14 protein-coding genes and 1 tRNA gene are annotated in these 22,405 nt (G+C 57.2%); 11 read left to right on the plus strand and 4 right to left on the minus strand.

Features of this window, described 5'->3' with window-relative positions:
- The first annotated feature begins 4 nt into the window (after window positions 1-4).
- Complete coding sequence (locus K8I01_11655) at window positions 5-1,450, plus strand: glycosyltransferase (protein ID MBZ0221073.1); 1,446 nt, start codon at window positions 5-7, stop codon at window positions 1,448-1,450.
- A 16-nt stretch (window positions 1,451-1,466) separates the two neighbouring features.
- Window positions 1,467-2,987 carry a hypothetical protein gene (locus tag K8I01_11660; GenBank protein ID MBZ0221074.1) on the plus strand — a complete coding sequence of 507 codons (1,521 nt, stop codon included), beginning with the start codon at window positions 1,467-1,469 and terminating at the stop codon, window positions 2,985-2,987.
- A gap of 25 nt (window positions 2,988-3,012) precedes the next feature.
- Here K8I01_11660 and K8I01_11665 read toward each other — a convergent pair whose 3' ends face one another.
- Window positions 3,013-3,369, minus strand: a complete 357-nt coding sequence (locus K8I01_11665) for a roadblock/LC7 domain-containing protein (GenBank protein MBZ0221075.1) — start codon at window positions 3,367-3,369, stop codon at window positions 3,013-3,015.
- A gap of 95 nt (window positions 3,370-3,464) precedes the next feature.
- On the minus strand, window positions 3,465-7,007 hold the full coding sequence (smc, locus tag K8I01_11670; GenBank protein ID MBZ0221076.1) for a chromosome segregation protein SMC: 3,543 nt from the start codon (window positions 7,005-7,007) through the stop codon (window positions 3,465-3,467).
- Between the two features lie 300 nt (window positions 7,008-7,307).
- On the opposite strand from smc, the gene K8I01_11675 reads away from it, so the two are divergent.
- Window positions 7,308-7,826 (plus strand): hypothetical protein, encoded by a 519-nt coding sequence (locus K8I01_11675; protein MBZ0221077.1) that lies wholly within the window; start codon window positions 7,308-7,310, stop codon window positions 7,824-7,826.
- Between the two features lie 84 nt (window positions 7,827-7,910).
- Here K8I01_11675 and K8I01_11680 read toward each other — a convergent pair whose 3' ends face one another.
- Window positions 7,911-13,103 (minus strand): LysM peptidoglycan-binding domain-containing protein, encoded by a 5,193-nt coding sequence (locus K8I01_11680; protein ID MBZ0221078.1) that lies wholly within the window; start codon window positions 13,101-13,103, stop codon window positions 7,911-7,913.
- A gap of 344 nt (window positions 13,104-13,447) precedes the next feature.
- Between K8I01_11680 and aroD the strand changes: the two genes are divergently transcribed.
- From aroD to K8I01_11720, 8 genes are all read left to right on the plus strand, one after another.
- A complete protein-coding gene (gene aroD, locus K8I01_11685) occupies window positions 13,448-14,140 on the plus strand; it encodes a type I 3-dehydroquinate dehydratase (GenBank protein ID MBZ0221079.1) in 693 nt (230 codons plus the stop codon).
- Between the two features lie 146 nt (window positions 14,141-14,286).
- The gene (gene gap / locus K8I01_11690) at window positions 14,287-15,294 is read left to right on the plus strand and encodes a type I glyceraldehyde-3-phosphate dehydrogenase (GenBank protein ID MBZ0221080.1); all 1,008 of its coding nucleotides are present in this window, start codon (window positions 14,287-14,289) and stop codon (window positions 15,292-15,294) included.
- Window positions 15,295-15,371: 77 nt separating this feature from the next.
- Window positions 15,372-16,589 carry a phosphoglycerate kinase gene (locus tag K8I01_11695; protein ID MBZ0221081.1) on the plus strand — a complete coding sequence of 406 codons (1,218 nt, stop codon included), beginning with the start codon at window positions 15,372-15,374 and terminating at the stop codon, window positions 16,587-16,589.
- A 111-nt stretch (window positions 16,590-16,700) separates the two neighbouring features.
- On the plus strand, window positions 16,701-17,456 hold the full coding sequence (gene tpiA, locus K8I01_11700) for a triose-phosphate isomerase (protein MBZ0221082.1): 756 nt from the start codon (window positions 16,701-16,703) through the stop codon (window positions 17,454-17,456).
- A 196-nt stretch (window positions 17,457-17,652) separates the two neighbouring features.
- Complete coding sequence (gene secG, locus K8I01_11705; GenBank protein ID MBZ0221083.1) at window positions 17,653-17,937, plus strand: preprotein translocase subunit SecG; 285 nt, start codon at window positions 17,653-17,655, stop codon at window positions 17,935-17,937.
- A gap of 136 nt (window positions 17,938-18,073) precedes the next feature.
- Window positions 18,074-18,158: transfer RNA gene (locus K8I01_11710), tRNA-Leu, on the plus strand.
- Window positions 18,159-18,469: 311 nt separating this feature from the next.
- Window positions 18,470-20,587, plus strand: a complete 2,118-nt coding sequence (locus K8I01_11715; GenBank protein MBZ0221084.1) for an acyltransferase family protein — start codon at window positions 18,470-18,472, stop codon at window positions 20,585-20,587.
- A gap of 243 nt (window positions 20,588-20,830) precedes the next feature.
- A complete protein-coding gene (locus K8I01_11720; GenBank protein ID MBZ0221085.1) occupies window positions 20,831-21,415 on the plus strand; it encodes a M15 family metallopeptidase in 585 nt (194 codons plus the stop codon).
- A gap of 177 nt (window positions 21,416-21,592) precedes the next feature.
- On the opposite strand, the gene K8I01_11725 is transcribed toward K8I01_11720, so the two are convergent.
- Window positions 21,593-22,402, minus strand: a complete 810-nt coding sequence (locus K8I01_11725; protein ID MBZ0221086.1) for an undecaprenyl-diphosphate phosphatase — start codon at window positions 22,400-22,402, stop codon at window positions 21,593-21,595.
- Window positions 22,403-22,405: the final 3 nt, after the last annotated feature.

Raw genomic sequence — 22,405 nt, forward strand, 5'->3', positions numbered from 1 at the left:
GTATATGGAAATTGGACTGACGCTCATATCCTGGTTCAATTATTTCGTCCTGGCGTACTATTTCGCCGCGAACGGGGTCTATCTCCTCCTCCTCGTGCTCGCGTCCGGCATGGTCCTTACTCATCTTTCCCGGCTCGAGTACGGCAGGTACCAGAAATCCATACACCATTCGGTTGCGCCCCCCGCAAGCGTCATAATGGCCGCCCATAACGAGGAGGCCAATATCGTCGAGTCTGTAAGATCGCTTCTGAATCTCGAATACCCGGGCTACGAGGTCATAGTAGTAAACGACGGCTCAAAGGATTCGACCCTCGAAAGCCTCATAAAGGGCTTCGGACTTTCAAGGAACAACGTCATATACCGCCAGACCCTCCCTACGAGCAGGGTGAAGGGATTCTACCTCAATCCCGCCTTTCCGAAGCTCATAGTGGTCGATAAGGAGCACGGGGGCAAAGCCGACTCCCTGAACGTGGGCATAAACGTATCGAGGGCGCCTTACTTCTGCTCGGTCGACGCCGACTCCGTGCTCGAGGAGAGCGCCATTACGAGGCTAATGCGCCCCATCATAGAGGAACCGGAGCTGGTGAGGGCGACGGGCGGCATCGTAAGGATAGCGAACGGCTCCGAGGTCGCGGCAGGCAGGGTCGCTCAAGTCAAGCTCCCAACGGACTCTCTTTCGAGATTCCAGATTGTCGAGTACATCCGGAGCTTCCTCTTCGGGCGGGCGGGCTTGAGCCAGCTTAATTCTCTCCTCATAATATCCGGCACCTTTTCCATGTTCCACAAGAAGACGGTCCTGGCGGTCGGCGGCTACCTCAGGGAGACCGTGGCGGAGGACATGGAACTGGTTGTGCGGCTCCATAAATACCTGAGGGAGCAGGGCGAAAGGTACAGGATCAACTTCGTTCCCGATCCCATATGCTGGACCGAGGCGCCCAAGGACCTCCGGACCCTGAGGAAGCAGAGGAGGAGGTGGCACGTCGGGCTTGCCGAGACCCTTTACATCTATCGCGGCATGCTCTTTAACCCGCGGTACGGACGCATAGGGCTCTTCGCCCTCCCCTATCAGCTCGGCGTCGAGCTCCTGGGACCGGTCATCGAGGTCGCGGGCTACTTCGTGGTCACGGTCTCTTTCCTTGCCGGATTCGTGAACGAGGGCTTCTTCGCGCTCTTTCTTCTCATGGCCGTGCTCGTGGGGATATTCTTCTCTATTGCGGCGCTCTTCCTCGAGGAGCTTTCATACAGGAGGTACCAGCGGTCGCGTGACGTGCTTACGCTCCTCCTTTACGGCGTGATAGAGAACTTCGGGTACAGGCAGCTCCTCGCGTTCTGGAGGACCGGGGCCGTGCTATCGTTCCTCTTCAAAAAAGAGAGTAAGTGGGATTATGTGAGGAAGACGGGGTTCAACGCCCCGCAGGAAAGGCTCGACAATAAGGCACAAAATCCATGATTCAAGGAGCCGTTCGATGGACATTGAAAAGCGCGCGGGCTTCATGTCTGCAATCCTTGCCATTTTTCTGGTCTTCGCCTCAATAGGGGCTTTTACCCCGGGGCAGGCCTTCGGGGAAGGGCCGGAAACGCCGGCCATGGAGCATAGGAAGGCAGGTGATGGACTGGCTCAAAAAGAGGACTACAGGGGCGCTGCCGGGGAATACGCAAAGGCGCTGTCCATTTCACGGAACGCATTTACGCGGGATGAGCGGACCAGGATGGCTGTAATCATGTCCTGGGGAGGCGACCTTCAGGGCGCAATCAACGAGCTTTCGATTCTCAGGGAAGAGGAACCGTCAACCGAGGTGCTTAAGCCGCTTGCAAGGGTCCTTTCATGGGCCGAGAGGCTCGAAGAGGCCGCCTCCGGGATAGACGCCGCGCTCGCGCTCGCGCCGGGCGACAGGGAATCCCTGGTAATAAAAGGGAACATATTGAGATGGCAGGGCAGATTTCAGGAGGCCATCTCCGCATACGAGGAGGTCCTTGCGGGCGGCGAGGACTTCGACGCGCGGGTAGGCCTCTCATACGCGCTCCTGGGGAGCGGAAAGATGAAAGCGGCAGCCGAAAGCGTGAAAGGGCTTAAGCCGGGGTACGAAGCTCAGGAAAAGGAGCTTGAGAGTCTCAAGCGCGCCCTGAGAGGGGCCGCAGCACCCGGCTTCGACGCCGTCTCAAGCTATTACGGCGACTCGGACTCGAACCGGGTATCCAGGTACGCTCTAGTCTATTCCTTCCCGGTTTTCAGCCACCGGGCGGCTCTCGGCTTAAGGAGCGCAAGGGCCAGGGATGACTTCCGCCGAAACGACGCCGAGGCGTCCCATCTTTCCGTTACAGGCAGGCTTTTCGAGGCCCTTACAGCCGGTGCAGGCGCAGGGGTCGTCTCAATGGGCGGGAGCCGCTTTCTGACAGGCCATATCAGCGCCTCCGGGAAATTGAACGGCTGGGACATATCTGCAAGCGTCTCGAAAGACGCCCTCACGGACACGGCCCTCCTCATAGAGAACCGGATAAGGCTCGCTGACTATTCGGCTGCCGCTTCAAGGGCGTACGGCAAGGCGAGCCTTAACGGAGCCGTAAGCTTAAGGCGCTATTCGGACGACAACTCGGCAGTAGACCTGAGCATAACCCCGATGTACGCATTGAGGCCCGGCAACCCGAGGATAGATATCGGCTACAGGTTAAGATACCTCGATTTCGATAGGCAGGCCGCAAACGGGTACTTCGACCCGGATTGGTTCGTATCCCACCAGGTCCTGGCGGCCTTGCGCTGCGAGAAAGAGGCTTTATACGCGGTTTTAGAGCCCTACCTGGGCTATCAGTCTTTTAAGAGAAATGCCGGTGAAGATAACGACTTCTTCTGGGGAGGCACGGGGGCCGTGGGTATCAAGGCGGGCAGGGCCGCTCTGGAGCTACGGGCAGAGGGCGGGAATTACGCGGTAGGGAGCGCCGCGGGGTTCAATTACTATACGGCAGGGCTTAAACTTATCCTGGCTTTATAGCCGCGCTCTCAAAAACGCGCAGCCCTCAGCCCATCTCCTCTTCTATCCTCTCTACTGCCCTCTTCGATTCGAAGAGGGCCTTTCCCATTGGCCGGTCGCTGCCGAGCGCGACCACAAGGCAGTAGCCTTCCTTCACGGTCGATATGGCGAGCTTGGCCTTGTCCGTCGTTATAGCCAGGTGCTTCACATCCTGCCGGTCGTGGCGGGAGGCGGCCTCCTTGACTATGTCTAGGATAATCTCATGATGGGCGCCGATGAGGTCTATATTGACGTCCCTGGAAGCCGCCCAGGATGCGACAATCTCTCCGTCCCAGTCTATGAGGATCGCGCCGTTGGCTCCGGCGCTCATTGAGAGGTCTTCGAGTATGCTGTCAAATGCCATTTCTTTTCTCTTGCGTTCCGACCAATATGCTTTTCAGGGGGTCTCTTCCTGGGGGGCCGGTATGCGTTCCTTCACACGCGGGGCATGCCGGGGTATCAGAACTTGAGCGTAATTACCTTTGAGACCCCGGGCTCCTGCATGGTGATGCCGTAGAGCGAGTCGGCCATCTCCATCGTCTTTTTATTGTGTGTTATCAGGAGGAACTGGCTTATCTTCGACATGTCCCTCACGAAGAGGTTGAACCTGTCGATGTTCGCGTCGTCAAGGGGGGCGTCCACCTCGTCAAGGAGGCAGAACGGGCTCGGCTTGATGAGGAATATGGCGAATATGAGCGCGGTCGCCGTGAGGGCCTTCTCCCCTCCGGAAAGTAGCGTTATGTTCTGGAGCCTCTTGCCCGGGGGTTGGGCCACTATCTCGACCCCGGCCTCGAGTATGTCCGATTCGTCCGTGAGCCTTAGCTCTGCCCTGCCGCCGCTGAAGAACCTCGGAAAGGTCTCCTGGAACTTCGCGTTTATCTCGTCGAAGGTGGTCTTGAACCTCTCGCGGGTCGTCCTGTTTATCCTCTGTATCGCGGTATGAAGGCTCTCGACCGACTTAGTGAGGTCGGCCTGCTGGTCAAGGAGGAACTGGTGCCTCCGCTCAAGATCGTTATACTCCTCGAGCGCCGAGAGGCTCACTTCCCCGAGGGAGGTTATCTTTTCGCGCATCTCCGAGCGCTTCTCCTCGAGTTCCTCGACGCTCGGGATTGCCTCGCCCTCGGCGGGCCTGAATTCCCCGACGGCCGACGAATACTTCTCCCGCATCCTTTCGATGAGGTTCGAGATGGCGAGCTCCTTTTCGCGTATCTCTATCGTCAGTTCGCCCTTGAGCTCGCCGAGCTCTGAATACCTGGCCTTTACTTCCTTAAGCTCGTGCTCTGCTGTCTTTATCTGGCTCGTTATGGCCTCGAGCGCCTCAGCCTTTTCCGTCTCTTCCTTCTTTATCTCGTCGACCTTCAAGAGGAGGCCTTCGAGCCGCTCCTTTATAAGGGCGAGCTCCTCTTTTTTCTCTTCCGATTCAGCGCGGCCCTTTTCAATGTCGGACTGCCTGGACTGTATCCGAAGCCCGGTATCGTTTACCGCGCGCTCTTTCTCGGCAAGCGCCCTCTTCTGAGCCTCCAGGCGCTCTCTGGAGCTCGCAAGCCGCACCCTGGCCTCGGTCACTATATTCGAGAGCTCTTCTTTTCTTGCGGCGAGCGCGGCTATTTCGTCCGATAGGGCGCTTATGGAGCGCTCTTTTTCGGCAAGCTCCCGTTCGATCCCTTCCAGCTCCGAAGAGAGCGAGGCCTTTCTTTCGGATATCCGCAGCAGCCTTTCCGCCGCCTGCGAGGCCTCGGCCAGAAGCGTGCCCCGAAGGCGTCCAAGCCTCTCCAGCTCGGATTCCTCCCTCTTAAGCTCGCTTAAGAGGTTAACTTTTTCTATGTCCGCGGCATGGAGCCTTTCCCTTAAGGATTCGAGACGGGCGCCCTCGGACTGGATGGACTCCTGGACCGAGCGTAGCGCCTCTTCAAGGGCGGCTATGGCTTTTTCAAGCTCCCCGGCCCTGGCCCGCACCTTCCTGGTCTCGTTCCTCCTCTGGAGTATGCCGCCGTCGGAGATGGCCCCTCCGCCCGTGATGACGCCCTGCGCGTCTATCATGTCTCCCTCTGGCGTGACAAAGGCGCGGAAGCCGCCGCTTTCCCTCCAGGCAGAGAGCGCGTCCTCAAGAGTGTCAGCGAGGAAAACGTCACCCAGGAGATAATTCACTATCTCCTCGTAGCCGTTCTTTATCTTCATCTCGGAGCCGAGCGCGCGGATATTGGGAGCGCCCCAGCCCTCGGCCGGAACAGGGCTCGCCATGGGGCGGGCGTCCCTTACCGGCACGAAGCTTCCCCTGCCCGCTCCCTTTGACCTCAGGTACTCTATGGCCTCGATGCCTTCCTTCGCGCTCTCGACCAGCACGTACTGGAGCTTGTCGGCGAGGACCGCCTCAACGGCCTTTTCGTATCCTGGGCTTGTCTCGATGCAGTCGGCAATGAGTCCGTAGACGCCCGACCTGTCCGCCCGCTGCATTATGGCCTTTGCCCCGCCCTTTACGCTTTCGAAGTTCCTCTCCATCTCTTCGAGAGTGGCGAGCGTGGCCGATGCCTTGGAGTATTCGTCCCTGGCCCTCTGGGCCTCATTGCTTTTTGCGGCCCGCTCGGATTCGAGGGATTCGAGCCTGGACCTTATGGCCCCTATTTCCGCCTCTATCGCGCCCTTCCCGGATTCCGCCTCGGCTATGCGGGCCTTGAGCGCCCCCAGCGGACCCTCCTTGGAGGCGAGCTCAATAGAGACGTTCTCAAGCTCTTTTCTGGAGCGCGCTTCCCTTGCGCGAAGGTCCTCCTCCTCGCGAAGGCAGTTCTGTATAGCGTGCCGTATTTCAGTGAGCCTCGTGGATAGTTTAAGAGATTCTGCCTTCAGCCCTGAGCGCGCCCCTTCCTTGCCCCTTAGCTCGGCCGATATGCTCTCCAATGACGACGAATGCCCGGCAAGGAGGCCGGATTCGGCTTCTATCTCTGACCCCAAGGCCGATAGAGAAGCGGAAAGCGCCTCTATTTCAGCTGCTGCCGCGTCCCTTGCGCTTGAAAGCTCGCTAATTTCAGTTGAAAGGCGCTCCTCCGCCCTCTTTAGCTCCTCTACCCTCATCCCGGCGAGCGCGCTCTTCCTCTCCTCGTCCTGGATGGAGCGCTCAAGCCCGAAGGACCTCTCCCGTATGTCCTTGTACTCGCCCTCAACGCCAAGGAACTCGACCTTGAGCTCCTCTGCCTGCTCCTCCTTCGCTGTTGAGAGCGCACCGAGCGAGACCTCCTCGTCCTTTACGGCCTCAAGCCGCTTGACGAGGTCGGCAAGCTCCGCTTTCATCCTCGAGTGCTCTATCGACGAAAGAAGAAGTTCCAGTTCCTTGAGCTCCTCCCGGAGCGCCTTATACCTCTCGGCCTTCTTGGCCTGCCTGTTTAGCGAATTGAGCTGGCGCTTTACCTCGCTTATGATGTCGCTTACCCTGGTGAGGTTCTCCCTCGTTGACTCGAGCCTCCGTAGAGCCGCGTCCTTTTTGTGCTTAAACTTGTTTATGCCCGCGGCTTCCTCGAAGACGGTCCTTCTGTCCTCGGGCTTTGCGCTTATGAGCCAGCCCACCTGCCCCTGCTCGATTATGGAGTATGCGCGCGTCCCGATCCCGGTATCGGTAAAGAGGTCGACTATGTCCCTGAGCCTGGACTGGACCCTGTTTATGTAGTATTCACTCTCGCCCGACCTGTAAAGGCGGCGCGATATCTCTATCTCGGAGAAATTCGCGAAGTGCGCCGGCGCGAGCCCTTCCTCATTCGAAAAGGTCAGGACGACCTCGGCCATGCCCAGGGGCTTTCTGGACTCCGAGCCGTTGAATATAATGTCCTCCATCTGCTTGCCGCGAAGATGCCTGGCGTTCTGCTCACCCAGGACCCACCTGATGGCGTCCACTATGTTGCTCTTTCCGCAGCCGTTGGGGCCTATTATGCCGGAAGTGCCTGAAGGGAACTGGAGAGTGACCTTATCTACGAAGGATTTGAATCCGTGGATAGTGAGTTTTTTTATTTTCATCTTTCACCCGGGTTTGTAGCCGTGAATGGTAACAGAGTTTCTCCTTCTTGTAAAGCGGAAAAATACAATACAAAGTGTTAATTTGAAAGGAGAAACACTATATATAGGGGTAGTGGAAAGAAGCGATACAAAAAGAAGGAAAGGCCCTTGATTAAAAGGCAACTCGCCAGAGATAATCAATCGGCCCGATCGTACTTTCGAAGGAGGATTTTCGAATCTGAACAGATAGATAAGCCCTTCAACTCCGGATAGCGGTATTGAGCTATACTTTATTAAGGAACCGTAAAGGAGGTGTTTTTAATGAAGATAATCAAAGGCTTGGGAATAGCGCCCATCCTTTTTGCCCTGTTTCTGTCCGTTCCGGCGAGCGCCCAGGACCAGGGGATGTCTTCAAGAATAGAGCCGCCCTTCCAGCAGACAGAGCCGTTTCCGCCTCTCGGCAGCGACCAGCTGTTCGACTCTGGCGTGGTAGGCGAGGGCGAAGGCGTCTATTACATGGGCACCCTTACCGGGATAGACCCTGAAAGGAACGAACTCGTGATGAAGACCGAGGTGCCGGGGCTCCTTGGGCCGCAGCTTGCGGATGTGCCGTTCCAGACCGGGCCGGATACTACGATAGGGGTATGCTTCAGGTCGGTCTACAACTGCGAGTCCTTTTTCGCAGCTGAAAGGGGATGGGAGATACTCGCCAACATCGAAGAGATCGGCCCGATTGCCGAGGAAGACAAGAGGGTGCTCCTCATAGGCGACCCTGAGACGAACGAGGTCGTGCACGTACAGGTCCTCTATGGGACGGAAGACGAAGACATGATCGGCTGATCAAAGCGCTCTCTCTTTTCTGAAATGAAAAAAGGGGCTCGTCTGAGCCCCTTTTGACGTCTTATATGGCCCGAGGCCGTTTTTTCAGTTCAGCCAGTCTTCGAGCCAGGACTTTCTGTCGCCCTCCGACCATTTCTTCCAGTCCCCTCTGAGCTTTGCCTTCCGGACCGCGTCCCTCGCCTCTTTCTCGCTTACGTTCTTCATGATTATCAATACGTTCCCGGGCTTTATGAGGTCGGGATTCTTGAGCCTCGACACGTTATACCTATAAAGGAGCGGCCATTTCCAGGGGTTCCCGTAGGAATCCTCCCTGGCGATCTTCCAGAGCGTATCGCCCTTCTTTACGATGTAGAAGCTTATGACATCGTCGGCCTGCATGAGCTTAATGAGCTCCTCGCTCTTTATGTCGCCTGACTTGAGCTTCCTGGCGATGCTCGTCCGGAGGTTTGCGAACTCGTCCTGGAGCCTCGCGAGCCCGGCCGGGTCCATGCCTGACCTTGAAAGGAGCTCCGTCTCCTTGCTGATTCTGGAGATCTCGAGCTCGAGGCGCCTGCGCGCATCCGTTTCCCTGGAGAGCTTTTCCCTTGTGTCGGCGAGCGCCTTTTCAAGCTCTGACACTGCCGCCTTCCGCGCGCCCTCGGTCGACTCCATGTCCCTTAAGCGCGCCTCCATCACTCGCCTGGACTCGATCTCCTCTCCGAGCCGGGCCTCCAGCTCCGCTCTCGCGGCCTTTAGTTCCCTGAACGAGGCCTCATTGGCCTCCCTCGATGCAAGCGCCTCCTTGAGCTGGGCCTCAAGCGCGCTCCTTGCGGCGGCTTCCTGGCCGAGCTTACTCTCGGTCTCTCTGGCAATGAGCGTAAGCTCCTTTATTGCCGCCTCGCCCGCGCCCTTGGCCGCCTGGGCCTCGCGCAGCCGCGCCTCAAGCGAGCTCCGGGCCTCGGATTCCTGCCTGAGCATAGACTCGGTTTCAAGCCTTGCCTTCTTGAGCTCCTCAAAGGCCTTGGGGTCCGCGGCGCTTCCTTTGCCGGCCTTGAGCTTTTCCTCAAGCTCGTTATTCCTTGCCTTAAGCTCCTCGACCATGAAGCGGGCTGCCTCGGCCTCGGCAAGCGCCCCCTCGGCCTCCATTATCTTTGTCTCGAGCTCCGAATTCCTCTTGTTCAGGGTCTCAAGGAGCGGCGCCTGGTCGCTATTCCTCGCGAGCATCACCTCCGCTTCCTTCAGCATGGAGGCGAGCTCGGTGTTCCTGCTGATTATGGCTTCGGCCTGGCTCCTTGCCGCTTCCGACTGAGCGAGCGCGAGCTCCGCCTTCTTAAGCTTCATCTCGAGCTCTGTATTACGCTCTATTAGTTTCTGCGCAACATAGCTCGACGCCTTGCCTTGGAGATTCGCAAGGCCGGCCTCCTTGAGCTTCTGCTCGAGCTCTGAATTCTTTACGATGAGCTCCTTTGCGACCTCGCCCGCGGCCTCGGCCCTGGCAAGCGCGGTATTCGTCTCCTTGAGCCTTTCCTCGAGCTCCCGGTTCCTGGCCTCGAGGTCAATATTGTGGGCGCCGAGCCTCGCAAGCTCGGCCTTCGCGGCCTCTTCTGATTTCATGCGGGCCGCTTCGGCGGCCGCGAGCTTCTCCATAAGGGCGGCAGTTTTTGCTGTCAGCTCTTCCCGCTCCGTTTTTAGCGCGGCCGTTTGAGCGGCTGCGAGGTTCCTCGCCTCCTCGATCTCTCCTCTAAGCTCGGCCTCTTTCTTCCTTTGAGTTTCGAGTTCGCTTCGGAGTGTAGCCGCTGTCCGGGCCTCCTGAGACGCCTTAGCTACCGCAAGCTCCTTCTCCTCCCTAAGCTTTGCGGCCCCCTTATCAATCGAGGCGAGAGCTTCCGTTCCGGCCTTTGCCGCCTCTTCTGATTTCACGCGGGCCGCCTCTGTCTCTGCAAGCCTCTTCTCAAGCTCGGCAATTTTCCTTGAAGACTCCTCCATGTCCGCCGGGGCCACGGTTTCAGTGGGGATGGCGGCCAACGCCTCTGATTTTTTCCTGAGCTCGGCCACGGCTTTTTTCGACTCCTCAAGCTCGCTCTTAAGGGCCTCAATTGCCTGGGCCCCTTGCGAGGCCTCTTTAAGAGTAAGCTCCCTTTCCTCCTTGAGCCTTGCCGCCTCTTTTTCAATAGAGGCGAGGGCTTCCATTCCGGCCTTTGCCGCCTCTTCGGATTTCACGCGGGCCGCCTCTGACTCGGCAAGCCTCGTCTCAAGCTCCTTTATTTTCCCTGGATACTCGTCAATGTCCGCCGGGGCTGCGGTTCCAGTGGGTATGGCGGCCAGCGCCTCTGATGTTTTTCTGAGTTCAGCCCCGGCCTTTTTCGACTCTTCAAGCTCGCTATTAAGGGCGGCAATTGCCTGGGCCTTCTGAGAGGCCTCTTGAACAGCAAGCGCCCTTTCCTCCTTGAGCCTTGCGGCCTCTTTTTCGAGCGCGGCAATGGTTTCAAGCCCGGCCTTCGCGGCCTCTTCGGATTTCACACCGGCCGCTTGGGCGGCCGCGAGTTTCTCCTCAAGTGCGGCGGCCTTCACTGACAGCTCTTCCCTCTCAGCTTCAAGTTGGGCCTTTTGAGCCTCAACGAGCTGCCTCGACTCCTCGAGCTCGCCCACAAGCTCGGTCTCTCTCTTCTTTTGAGATTCGAGTTCAGCATGAAGGGAGGCAGCTGCCTGGGCATCCTTATACGCCTTATTTACCGCAAGCTCCCTTTCCTCCTTAAGCCTTGCGGCTTCTTTTTCAAGCGCGGCAACCGACTCAAGACCGTTCTTCGCGGCCTCTTCGGATTTCACACTGGCCGCTTCGGCGGCCGCGAGCTTCTCCTCAAGTGCGGCGGCCTTTGCTGCCAGCCCTTCCCGCTCCCTCTCTTTTTGTTGGAGGAGCGCCTCTTTGGAGCCGGATTCAAGCCTTTCGATTTCCGCCCTGAGCCCGGCCTCGGCCCCCTGCGCCGCTTTAAGCTCCTCCTTGAGGAGGGCCACTGCCTTAGCCCCTTCGGACTCGTTCTTCTTTATAAGCTCCGACTCGTCCTTTATCTTCGCCATCTCCTCACGGAGCGACGCCATTGAAGCGGTGCTCTCTTCGAGCCTTGCCCTGGCCTCGTCCCTTGACCTCTCGAGCTCGGCTATTATGAGGTTTGCGGCTTCTGCCTCTTTCCGGGCGGAAAGTGCTTCCTCCTCCGCCGCCCTTGCTTCCTTCCTGGCCTTTTCCAGCTCCTCATCCCTTGAGGCCGGAACGTCCGTATCAGCGGGTTCCGCCAGGGATTTCTCGCTTACCGCGTCCATCGAGGCCCTTGCCGATATAAGCGACTCCTCGGCTTCCTTAAGCCTCGCCTCGAGCTCGTCCCTTGCCTCTTTTTCACGCGAGAGCATAAGCTCGGCCTCGGCCCTGGCTGATTCGTGCTCGCGAAGCGCGGTCTCCATGGACCTCTTCGCGGTCTCGAGCTCCGCGTATTTCTTCTCCAGGGCCGCGCTCCTGGCTGCTACTTCTTCCGCGCTCTTCCTGGCAAGCTCTGCCTCTTCCAATGCCGCTCTGGCCCTGTCGGATTCCTCTTTGCTGCTCAACCCCGGCTCCCGGGCCAGCTCAAGCCTCGCGTTCTCAAGTTCGGCAAGCCTTGCCTCTATCTCGCCCCTGAGGGCCGCCTCGGCCTTTCTCGATTCCTCCAGCTCTGACCGGAGCTTCTCTATTGTCCCGGACTGGCCGGAAATTTCCCTGGCCATGAGCTCGCGGTCGGCGTTAAGCCTCTTAAGCTCCTCTTCAAGCACCGAGAGCGCGGCCCTGGCCTCGTCCCTTGACCTCTCAAGATCCGCGACTTTTTCAATCGCCTCTTGAGCTCCCTTGTCGCCTGCAGGCTCCGCGGCTACGAACGCCGTCTCCGGCCTGGAAGCGGGCTCCTCCGCCGAAGCGATCGCTGCCTTCAATTGCTCCTCTGCCTCAGCGAGCCTCGTCTCAATGGCCGCTTTTTCATTCAGGGCCTTCTCAAGCTTAAGCTCTTCCTCTTTCTTAAGGGATTCCTGCTGGCGGAGTGTGGCCTCGAAGGCCTGGGTTATCTTCTCGGTCTCGGCGAGCCGTATCTCGAGCTCGGCGCTCTTTTTCCCGGCCTCCTCGGCCTGTTTAAGCGCGAGCTCCGCCTGGCTGAGGGCCTCGGCGGCCTTTGCCGTCTCGATCTCTAGCCGCGCCTTCATCTCAGCCTCTGCCTTGGCCCTGGCCTCGATTGCAACGGCATTCAAAGAGGCAAGCTCCTTTTTGAGCCCTGCCTCCGACTCCCGAGCCATTTCGAGCTCCTGGCGAAGCGAGGTTATCACCTCTTCCTTTTGAACGGAGTCTTTCTTGAGCTGGTCTCTTTCAGCGGTAAGCGACCCGACCTCGCCCTCGAGCCTCGACAGTGCGGCCAGGCTCTCATCAAGCCTTGCCCTGGCCTCGTTTCTCGAGTTTTCGAGGTCGGCGATGAGCTGGTTATCGTATGCGGATTTTTCTGCGGTGATTTCCTGGGTGACTATAGCGGGTTCCGGCTTTGCAGTAGCCTCGTCAAGCGCGGCTTCCTTTACGACCTCGGTCTGGGCCCGTGCCGCTGCAAGGGCCTCTTCAGCCTCCTTGAGCATGGCTTCCATGGAGTCCCGGGCCTCTTTTTCCTGCTGAAGGCGGCGCTCGGCATCCATCCTGGCGAACTCGTGCTGCTGTAGGCGGCCCTCCATCTCCTTGCCGGCCTTTTCAAGCTCCTTGAGCTTCGATTCCAGCTCGCCGGCCCTCGTCGCGGCCTCCTGCGCCTTTGCCCTGGCAAGCTCGGCCTGGGTCCAGGCGTCCTCGGCCTTCTTCCTGGCCCCCTCCTCGAGCTTGAGCTTCATTTCAGCCTCAAGCCTCTTCTTGGCCTCCTCGACGGCATTCAATCTTTCTTCGAGGCTTGCTATCTCCTGTTTCGTCTTGGCCTCTACTTCTGACCTGATCTTTTCTCTTTCCTGCTCTATATCTACGCTCGCGCCCGCCTTCTCGAGCATCCTCCTCTGGCGCTCCTCTTGCGCGAGCGCCCTCTCTACCTTTCTCTTTTCAGCGACCTCGGCCTTGAGCTTGCTCTCTATCTCCTTCAGGGTCTCGGCGTCCTGCGCGAATTTTATCTTGGCCTTCTTTATCTCTTCCTCGAGCTGCTTCTCCTTGGCGCTCCTCTCCTTCATGGTGAGCTCGAGCCTGTTCTTCTCCTTGTCTCCCGAGACCCAGGAGACGGCAACGGAAAAGACGAGAAAAAGACCGAGTACTATGCCTACGCCGCCCATCTAAACTCCGAATACGTTTGGAATCGGTTTCGATTCCGATGCGTATAAAAATTATTCCGGTAGCGGGATTATACCTCGGGAACTTGCGTTTTTCAATAGCGCGGGGCGGAAAAGCCTTAAAAAACATGACCGGGACAGAGAGGCCCCCCGAATACAATCCGGAGTTATTATCAAACCCGAATATTAAATATTCGAAGCCGTTCACATTAAAATTTTTCTAATCCCGCCGGGGCTTTCGAAATGACGCTTTATCCTTGACTTTTAGCCTTCTATTAAGTAAACGTATAACGTTTCCAGCGGTTCCGGCCATCCGTTCCTCAATAATTGTTTAAAGGATAGTAGCCATGTCATCCAGGGGTCTTGGAAAGGCCAGGACTGCCGCCGTCATTACTGGAGGGGCCACCGATTCCGCAGCCAGGAAAGCGGTCTCGGGCGGGGCAGGCCTTCTGGAGGCAAGGATTGACACCTTCCGCTCGCTCGACCCCGGGTCTATTTCCTCTTCGCTTAAAAGATTGAAAGAAATCACCGGGTTGCCAATTATCCTCACCATAAGGAGCAGGGCAGAGGGCGGAATGGCCCGGCTGACCGAAAGTGAAAGGCTCGGACTTTTCAGAGAGCTTATCCCGTACGCGGACTACGTCGATATAGAGGCGCGCTCAAGCGGAATATTCAAAGATGTGGTAAAATCTGCCAAAGGGAAAAGAAAAAAGGTCATAGCCTCCTATCATAACTTCAGGACCACACCCGGTGATACAAAGCTTAATGAAATCATCGAGTCAGGCCGCTCTGCGGGCGCTGATATAATAAAACTGGCTACGTTAGTGGACTCGCCGGGAGACCTGAGGAGGCTTGCCCGGCTTCTTTTCGATCATAAAGACCTGATAGTGATCGGCATGGGCGCCCTGGGAGCCGCCTCAAGGGTCTTTTTCCCTATAATAGGCTCTCTTGTGACGTACGGCTCGGTCTCAGGGAAGACGGCTCCTGGCCAGCTCTCCCTTGGGGCACTTAAAAAGGAATTCGAGCGTTACGGGTTTTGAGCGGGTATAACGGGCCGCCCGCACATATTTAAGGATTCGCATGGTCCGGCCGATTGACATTAAAGGCCCGTTGAATTAAGATACGTCTTCACTCGGAATTTTCTCCCCTAAAAGGGGTAAAATATGATGGTTTATGGAGGTAAGTGATGGTAAGGGTCGCGATTAACGGGTTCGGACGCATCGGGAGGAATATACTCAGGGCCTCACTCGGCAATCTTGACAAGATCGAGTTCGTCTGTATAAACGACGTTACGGACGCCCCTACCCTTGCCCATCTCCTTAAATACGACTCGGTTTTCGGCAAGATTCCCGCCGAGATATCCGTAAAGGGCAGCTCGCTCATACTGAACGGCAAGGAAATAAAGGTTACCGCCGAAAGGGACCCGGCAAAGCTCCCCTGGAAAGAACTGAATGTCGATATCGCCCTCGAGTGCACCGGCCTTTTCACCAGCCGGGACAAGGCTGAGGCGCACATCACTGCCGGGGCCAAAAAGGTCATCATATCCGCACCGGCAAAGAACGAGGACATAACCATATGTCTCGGTGTCAACCACGAGAGCTATGACCCCAAGAAACACAATATAATATCAAACGCCTCCTGCACGACAAACTGCCTTGCGCCTGTAGCAAAGGTGCTTAACGACAGGTTCGGCATCGTGAAGGGCCTCATGACCACCGTCCACGCCTACACCAACGACCAGAGGATCCTCGACCTGCCGCACAAGGACCTCCGGAGGGCCAGGGCCGCCGCTCTTTCGATGATACCCACCTCCACCGGCGCCGCCAAGGCGGTCTCGCTAGTGCTCCCCGAGCTCAAGGGCAGGCTCGACGGCATGGCCATAAGAGTGCCGGTTCCGACGGTGTCGGTTGTGGACCTGACTGCCGAGCTCTCGAAGGCCGCTACGGCGGACGATATAAATTCAGCTTTTCTGGAGGCCTCCAATTCTTCCCTTAAAGGGGTGCTCGAGTACACTGAGGAGCTCCTCGTCTCTGTTGATTTCAAAGGCAACCCCCATTCCTCCATATTCGACGCACAGGCCACCAAGGTAATAGGCGAGAAGATGGCAAAGGTCCTGGCCTGGTATGACAACGAATGGGGCTTCTCCTGCAGGATGCGGGACGTGGTGCTCTACATGGCCGGCAAGGGCCTTTAATCCTCGCCGACTTAATTGTTTTTCTGCACCCTTGATAAATCGAACCGTATATTGTCTCCAGCGGCCGGAGGTGGGTTTTGAACCAGGGGCTCAAATACATAGACGAGATTAATCTCAGGGGCAAAAGGGTCCTCATCAGGGTGGACTTCAACGTCCCTCTCGACGAGAACCAGAATATAAGGGAAGACACCAGGATACGGGGCGTCCTCCCCACCATAAACTATGCCCTCGACGAGAACGCAAAGGTAATACTCGCCTCCCATCTCGGCCGCCCCAAGGGGAAGAGGGTCCCGGAAATGAGCCTTTCGCCGGTGGCCAAGAGGCTCGGCAGGCTTCTTGAGAAGGACGTGGCAATGGCCCCGGACAGCGCGGGCGAAGACACGAAGAAGATGGTGGACGCGATGAACCCCGGGGACGTCCTCCTTCTTGAAAACCTCAGGTTCCATCCCGAGGAGGAGAAAAACGACCAGGGATTCGGCAAGAAACTCGCCGAGCTTGCGGACGTCTACATAAACGACGCATTCGCCATGGCCCACAGGGCTCACGCCTCCAACGTGGCCATAACCAAATTCGTAAAAGAGGCCGGGGCCGGGTTCCTCATGAAAAAGGAGCTCACCTATTTCAGCATGGCCCTTGAAAAGCCCACTAGGCCGCTCGTCGCTATAATAGGCGGGAAAAAGGTCTCGGACAAGGTCGGGGTCCTCCTTTCCCTTTGCGACAGGGTCGATAAGCTCATAATCGGCGGCGGGATGGCGCTTACGTTTTTCAAGGCGCTCGGATACGAGGTCGGGAGCTCTTTCGCCGAGGAAGACGCCCTGGATACCGCCAGGGAGGTCATAGAAAAAGCCCGCCAGAAACATATAAAGCTTTTCATGCCGGTGGATTTCGTCGTGGCCGACAAATTCGCGGCCGATGCGGAGACCAAGGTCGTCACCTATCAGGAGATACCCAGGGACTGGATGGCGCTGGACATAGGCCCGGCCACGGTGACCCTCTTTACGGAAGCCATACAGAACGCGAAGACCATAGTCTGGAACGGCCCTATGGGAGTATTCGAGATAGACGCCTTCAGCCGCGGCACCTTTGCGATGGTATCGAGCGTTGCAAGCACCTATGCCATGACCATAGTAGGCGGGGGCGATACCGATGTCGCCGTGCACAGGGCCGGGGAGTACGCCAAGATGAGCTACATATCGACCGGCGGCGGCGCGTTCCTTGAGCTCCTCAAAGGGGCCGACCTCCCGGGCATAGCGGCGCTCAGGCAGAAGAAGGAAAAACCCAAGGCAGCAAACTGATTTTCCTCCTCGATTCATGAGCAAGAGGCAGGGAAGCGGATACGCGATACGCCTGCAGGATGAATGCGGAATAGGACAGGCAACCACTCCGATACTACCCGGGACTGCTGAATGCTGCCGCTAATTGCCGGAAACTGGAAGATGAACATGGACATAGACCAGGGAGCCGCCCTGGTCTTCAGGCTCCGCGATCTCCTTAGGGGCGTCCAGTCGGCTGAGGTCGTAATAGCCCCTCCCTTCACCTCGATCCATCATCTAAATCACCTCCTTGCGGATAGCAATATCAGGCTTGCGGGCCAGAACCTCTTCTGGGAAAAGAACGGGGCCTACACTGGAGAGATATCGGGCGAGATGCTATCATCCGCTGGATGCAAGTACGTGATAATCGGCCACTCCGAGCGCAGGCAGCTCTTCGGCGAGAACGACGAGACCGTAAACAGGAAGGTCTTTGCCGCCATGAGGCACGGCCTTAAGCCCATCGTGTGCGTGGGCGAAACGCTCGATGAGCGGGAGGCCGGAAAGACCCTCTCAAGGGTAAGGACGCAGGTCTCCGGGGCGCTTTCGGGGCTTGCGGGCTCCGCTATGAAGGAGGTCACGATAGCCTATGAGCCGGTCTGGGCCATCGGCACCGGGAAGACCGCAAAGTCCCAGGAGGCAGAGGAGGTGCATAACTCCATACGCGAGCTCCTCCATGAGCTTTACGACCGCGAATCGGTCCGTAATGTCCGCATAATCTATGGCGGGTCCGTAAAGCCTAACAATATTGACGAGCTCATGGCCCAGCCGAACATCGACGGCGCGCTCGTGGGGGGCGCAAGCCTCAAGGCCGAGGATTTCGCCCGGATAGTCAAGTTTCTGCCGCTCTGATCCTGCGGCCCGATTTCCTGAGAGACCACCCTTTCCCCCTCCCCAATCTTCCCTCTTGCTTTTTACTTTCGGTATGGTTAAAATAACTATTTTAAGGGCAAAACCTGCGCCCGCTAGGCCGTAAGCGCATCGGGCATTCCGGAGGATTCGGGTGTTTACTGTTCTCCTCATAATACATATCCTTGTGAGCATCGTCATGATAGGGGCCGTGCTCCTGCAGGTCGGGAAAGGGGCTTCCATAGGCTCCACCTTCGGCGGCTCGTCCTCCTCGTCCCAGACCATATTCGGGAGCGCGGGGCCCGCGACCATGCTCGCCAAGATAACTTACGCGTGCGCGGCGACTTTCATGGTGACCTCGCTTGCCCTGACCTACATGTCAGGAAAAGACCGGACCAGGTCGATAATGGACGAAGTGCCGGCCGCGACCGCGCCGGTAGCCCCGCCAGAGACGCCTTCTACACAGCCGACGCCGGCAGAGTAGGACAAAAAGGGATAATCCCCTTGACTGGTATCAGGGCTTCATGTTAATTTTTCAGACTCCGATGCAAACATCGGGACAGGAGTAAGAAGTATCAAAAAGGCCCGTAAAGGCCTTTTTTACTCTGGTCCTCTTTCAGGCCGAAGTGGTGGAATTGGCAGACACGCTATCTTGAGGGGGTAGTGGGGAAACCCGTGGGGGTTCGAGTCCCCCCTTCGGCACCAAAATTAAAAAAACCGGCTTAGGCCGGTTTTTTTAATTTCAATATCAAGTAGGCGGCACTCGAACAGTTTGCGAGCGCCGAGCGGACGCGAGGATGAGCGCCGTCGGGAGGCGGCGCCGTAAGCGAGCAAACGCGGGGCAGAGCGAACAGCCGGGAGGCCGGAGCGGAGCCCTTCCGAGTCCCCCCTTCGGCACTAAAATTAAGGGGTTTGGTCGAAAGAACAAACCCCTTTTATCCGCAATTCGAAATCAAGCCAGCCAAAGCTATCCCATACTTTTTTGCATCCATCCCCTCCTCTGCTAAGCTTAAATAATGGTCAATGACAGCGGAGGCGCGGGAAGAAAAGACTACCTCGTCTGGCCGGACGTACTTAAGATAAGCGCGGTTTACGCGGTCATCGTTATACACACAGCAGCCCCCTACCTGCTCCTTCAGGACGGAGGGCATTTCTACCGCTGGTGGGCCGGCAACATCTACGATTCGATTTCAAGGTGGTGCATCCCCGTCTTTGTCATGCTTAGCGGTTTTTTTCTCATAGAGAAGCACCGGGATGATAGGCTCAAGGATTTTTTCTTGAGAAGGTTTTCAAGGGTCTTTGTCCCTTTAGTGATATGGAGCTTCATCTACTTTCTATGGAGGATATACGCGAATAATGAAGACCTCTCCTTATCGTCTTTTTTCCCCATGCTCATTAAGGAGCCCGTCTATTACCACCTGTGGTTCATGTACCTCGTATTAGGGCTCTACATCCTTACCCCGATAATCGGCCTTTACGCCAAGGGCACGCGTGCGCGCCACCTCTGGTACTACCTGGCCATTTGGGTTGTGCTCGCTTCCGGCCTTACTTTCATCGAGTCCTGGTCCGGGGTCAAGACCTATGCCTCTCCGGGCACCGGAAATTCAGCATTCAACTTCATCGGGTATTTCGTGCTGGGATGGATGCTCAAGGACCTCAAGCTAACGCCCTTGAGAAAATCCCTCTTCCTCCTGCTTTTTCTTTTCGGCCTTTTCATAACCGCCTACGGCACGTATATCGCGACTGTTATAAAAAACAACGGCCGGTTCAGCGGCATATTTTACGAGTACTCGAGCTTTAGCGTCCTTCTAATGTCAGTCTCCATATTCCTTCTTGCGAAGGGCCTCCGGCTTTCATTCCTCTCCGGCAATCCCGGTTATTTCAGACGGCTCATCCGCCTGACCGCGGCCTGCGTGCCCGGCATCTATCTCGTGCACGCCATCTTCATCGCCGTTGCCAAAAGGGGGCTGCTCGGTTTCAGGTTCACGCCGGACCTGATGGACCCCTTCATAGGCATCCCGGTATTCGCTTTGGGCATATTCCTCGCATCCCTCCTGGTGGTCCTTGTCATCAAGGGCCTGCCTCTCATTAAACACGCGGTCCCTGCGGTACTCGTTTTTTTCACACTCTTTAGCCCTGGCCTTTACGCGGCGGAAGAACCGGGCCTTATCGAAAAGGACGAATTCAAGACCCTGACCCGGCTTGCTAAAACGCCTCTCAGGGACATGCCCGAAATCGACGCATGGGAAAAAACCGTTCCCGAAGTATCTGTCGTCTCAATCGAGTCCAGCCATGACTGGACCAGCCAGCCAGCCCTTTTCTATGATTCCGGGTCCATGCGAAAAAAACCGCTGCTCATAGTGCTCCACAGCTGGAGCGAGGACTACCTCCAGTCCTTCGGCATACCATACGGGCTCTGGGCCGTAAGGAACGACTGGGTCTTTATCCAGCCGGATTTCAGGGGAGCCTTCACAAACCCGCTCTCAACCGCATCTGAATCGGCGGTAAACGACATCCTGGACACGCTCGCGTATGCGGCAAAAAACGCCCGCATTGATGAATCTCGCGTATACCTGGCGGGCTTTTCAGGCGGCGGCATGGCAGCCCTCCTCATGGCCGGACGGTTCCCTGATAAGTGGGCTGGCGTCGTATCCTGGGGCGCTGTATACGACCTGCCGGACTGGTACACGCACACAAAAAACGCGACCCACGACTACTCGAGCCAGATATCTTCCTCCTGCGGCGGGCCGCCGCTACCCGATACACCGCACGAGGCTGAGTGCCGCAGGCGAAGCCCGAGCACTTACCTTGAAAACGCCAGGGGCAAGGTCCCGGTCTATATCGCCGTAGGATCGGAAGACAGCTTCGTGCCGCCCGCGCATTCGTTACGCGCTTTTAACGACCTCGCTGACGAGCAAGACCGTTTTTCGGAGGACGAAATAGAGCACATCTCAAAGCGGCACACGCTCCCGTCCGGTTTCAGAGGCGCATATTCAGACCGCCTTTTCGAGGACGCGGGAATCACCTTCCTCTATGAAAGGAAATCGGGCAACGCAGTCCTTAAGATATACAAGGGCAGCCACGACGTCGTCTATAACGCGGGGCTTGCCTGGCTTGCAGGGCAGAAAAAGTAGACCTGGGCTTCCGGCTTACCTGCATCTACCCGGACGCATAAACCTCTGGAAATATTACAAGAAATCTGGTTTACTCTTATTTCCAGAAAGGGTGTTCGTTTGTTTTCTTTCCGTTTCCATCTTTTTCCGGCCTTGCTCGCGTTTTCGCTCGCCGTTTTTTTCCCACATTCTGCTGCACAGGCTGAGAATGATTCCCGGGCCCAATCCGGAGCCGGAGAGACGCTTTCTTTTTCTGAAGCCGTCTTGGTACCGCTCGGTTTCGTTGATGTGCAGACGCTCGACCCGGATATAAGAGTGGAGCTCAAGTATGCGTCCGAAGATAATTTCATGCGCGCCGCCGTGTACGGCGGCTTGAGAAAGGCCTATCTAAGGGAGGAGGCCGCTATTAAGCTCGCGCAGGCCAACAGGTACCTCAAGGAACTGCGGCCTGAGCTTACGCTCCTTGTCGCCGACGCCCTCCGGCCTCGGAGCATATCCCGAATGATGTGGGCCCGCCTTTCCGGGAGCCCCATGCAGCGCTATGTAGCCGACCCCAAGTGGGGCTCGATCCACAATTACGGCTTCGCGGTGGACATTACCATCTGCGACACGGAAGGGAAGAGGCTCGACATGGGCACCCCCATCGATTATTTCGGGGAGCTCGCGCAACCCCGCTTCGAGGAGAGATTCTTGAGGGAAGGGCGGCTTACGGAGGAACAGCTCTCGAACCGGAGGCTCCTCCGTAAGGTCATGAACGCCGCGGGTTTTCAGGGCATCCCTATAGAGTGGTGGCACTTCGAGGCGCTCGATAAGAAACTCGTCCGCAAGGCCTATCAGATAGTCGAGTAGGCAGCCCATTCCCCCGGAAAATCATATTTGATTCAGGCAACCTCTAAAAATTACAGATTTTTCCGCAGTCACGGAAGGACGGGAATAAAAAGCGGAGCATATATGTAAATATGTGAGCATTTTTATTCCCGGCCTGACAAGGAATCCGGGGGAAAGATAAATTTTTAGAGGTTGCCTTCAGAATAAGCCGTAGGCGTAGCCGAGTATCAGCGCGCCGAGCCCCACCCTGTATACCACGAAGGGGATCATGGAAGAGCGGGAGATGAGCTTTAGGAAATAATGTATGGCGAGGTAGGCCGAGGCAAAGGCCGCGAGGAAGCCCGCGATAAGAGCGGGCCAGGGTGTCGCCGCCCCGGCGCCTGCCATCTCGACGCCTTCACGGGCCCCGGCAAGCGCGCCCACGATGATCGCAAGAAGGAACGAGAAGCGCGCGGCAGCGGTCCGCGAAAGGCCCGCAAAGAGTCCGGCGGTAATTGTGATGCCCGAGCGGCTGGTGCCAGGTATGAGCGCGAGCGCCTGAGCAAAGCCCACCAGGACGGCCTCCCTCCAGCCGATCCCTTCTATTTCGGTCTTTCCCGGCCTCCTGTCGGCCACCCAGAGGACGATCCCCCATATTATCGAGGACCAGCCTATGACCTCGAGGCTCCGGAGGTCGTGCGATATGATGTCGTGGGCGAACGCCCCTGCGAGCACGACAGGGACTGTTGCGGCAATAGCCATCCACGCGAGAGCGCCCTCGTGGTTCCCTTTAAGGCTCCGCTCCGAGAGGCTCCTGCCGAAGCCCATTGAAATGCCGATTATGTCTCTCCTGAAATACACGACCACCGCGAGCCAGGTCGCGGTATTGAGCGAAACGTCAAAAGGGAGCCCCTGGTCCGGCCAACCGGTAAAGAGCGGCACCATGATGAGGTGCGCTGTAGATGATATAGGAAGGAATTCGGTTATGCCCTGGACTAAAGCGAGCACAAGGGCCTGGGTAATGTCCATCTT

The organism is Deltaproteobacteria bacterium (assembly GCA_019912665.1).
GTDB lineage: Bacteria > Desulfobacterota > GWC2-55-46 > GWC2-55-46 > GWC2-55-46 > UBA5799.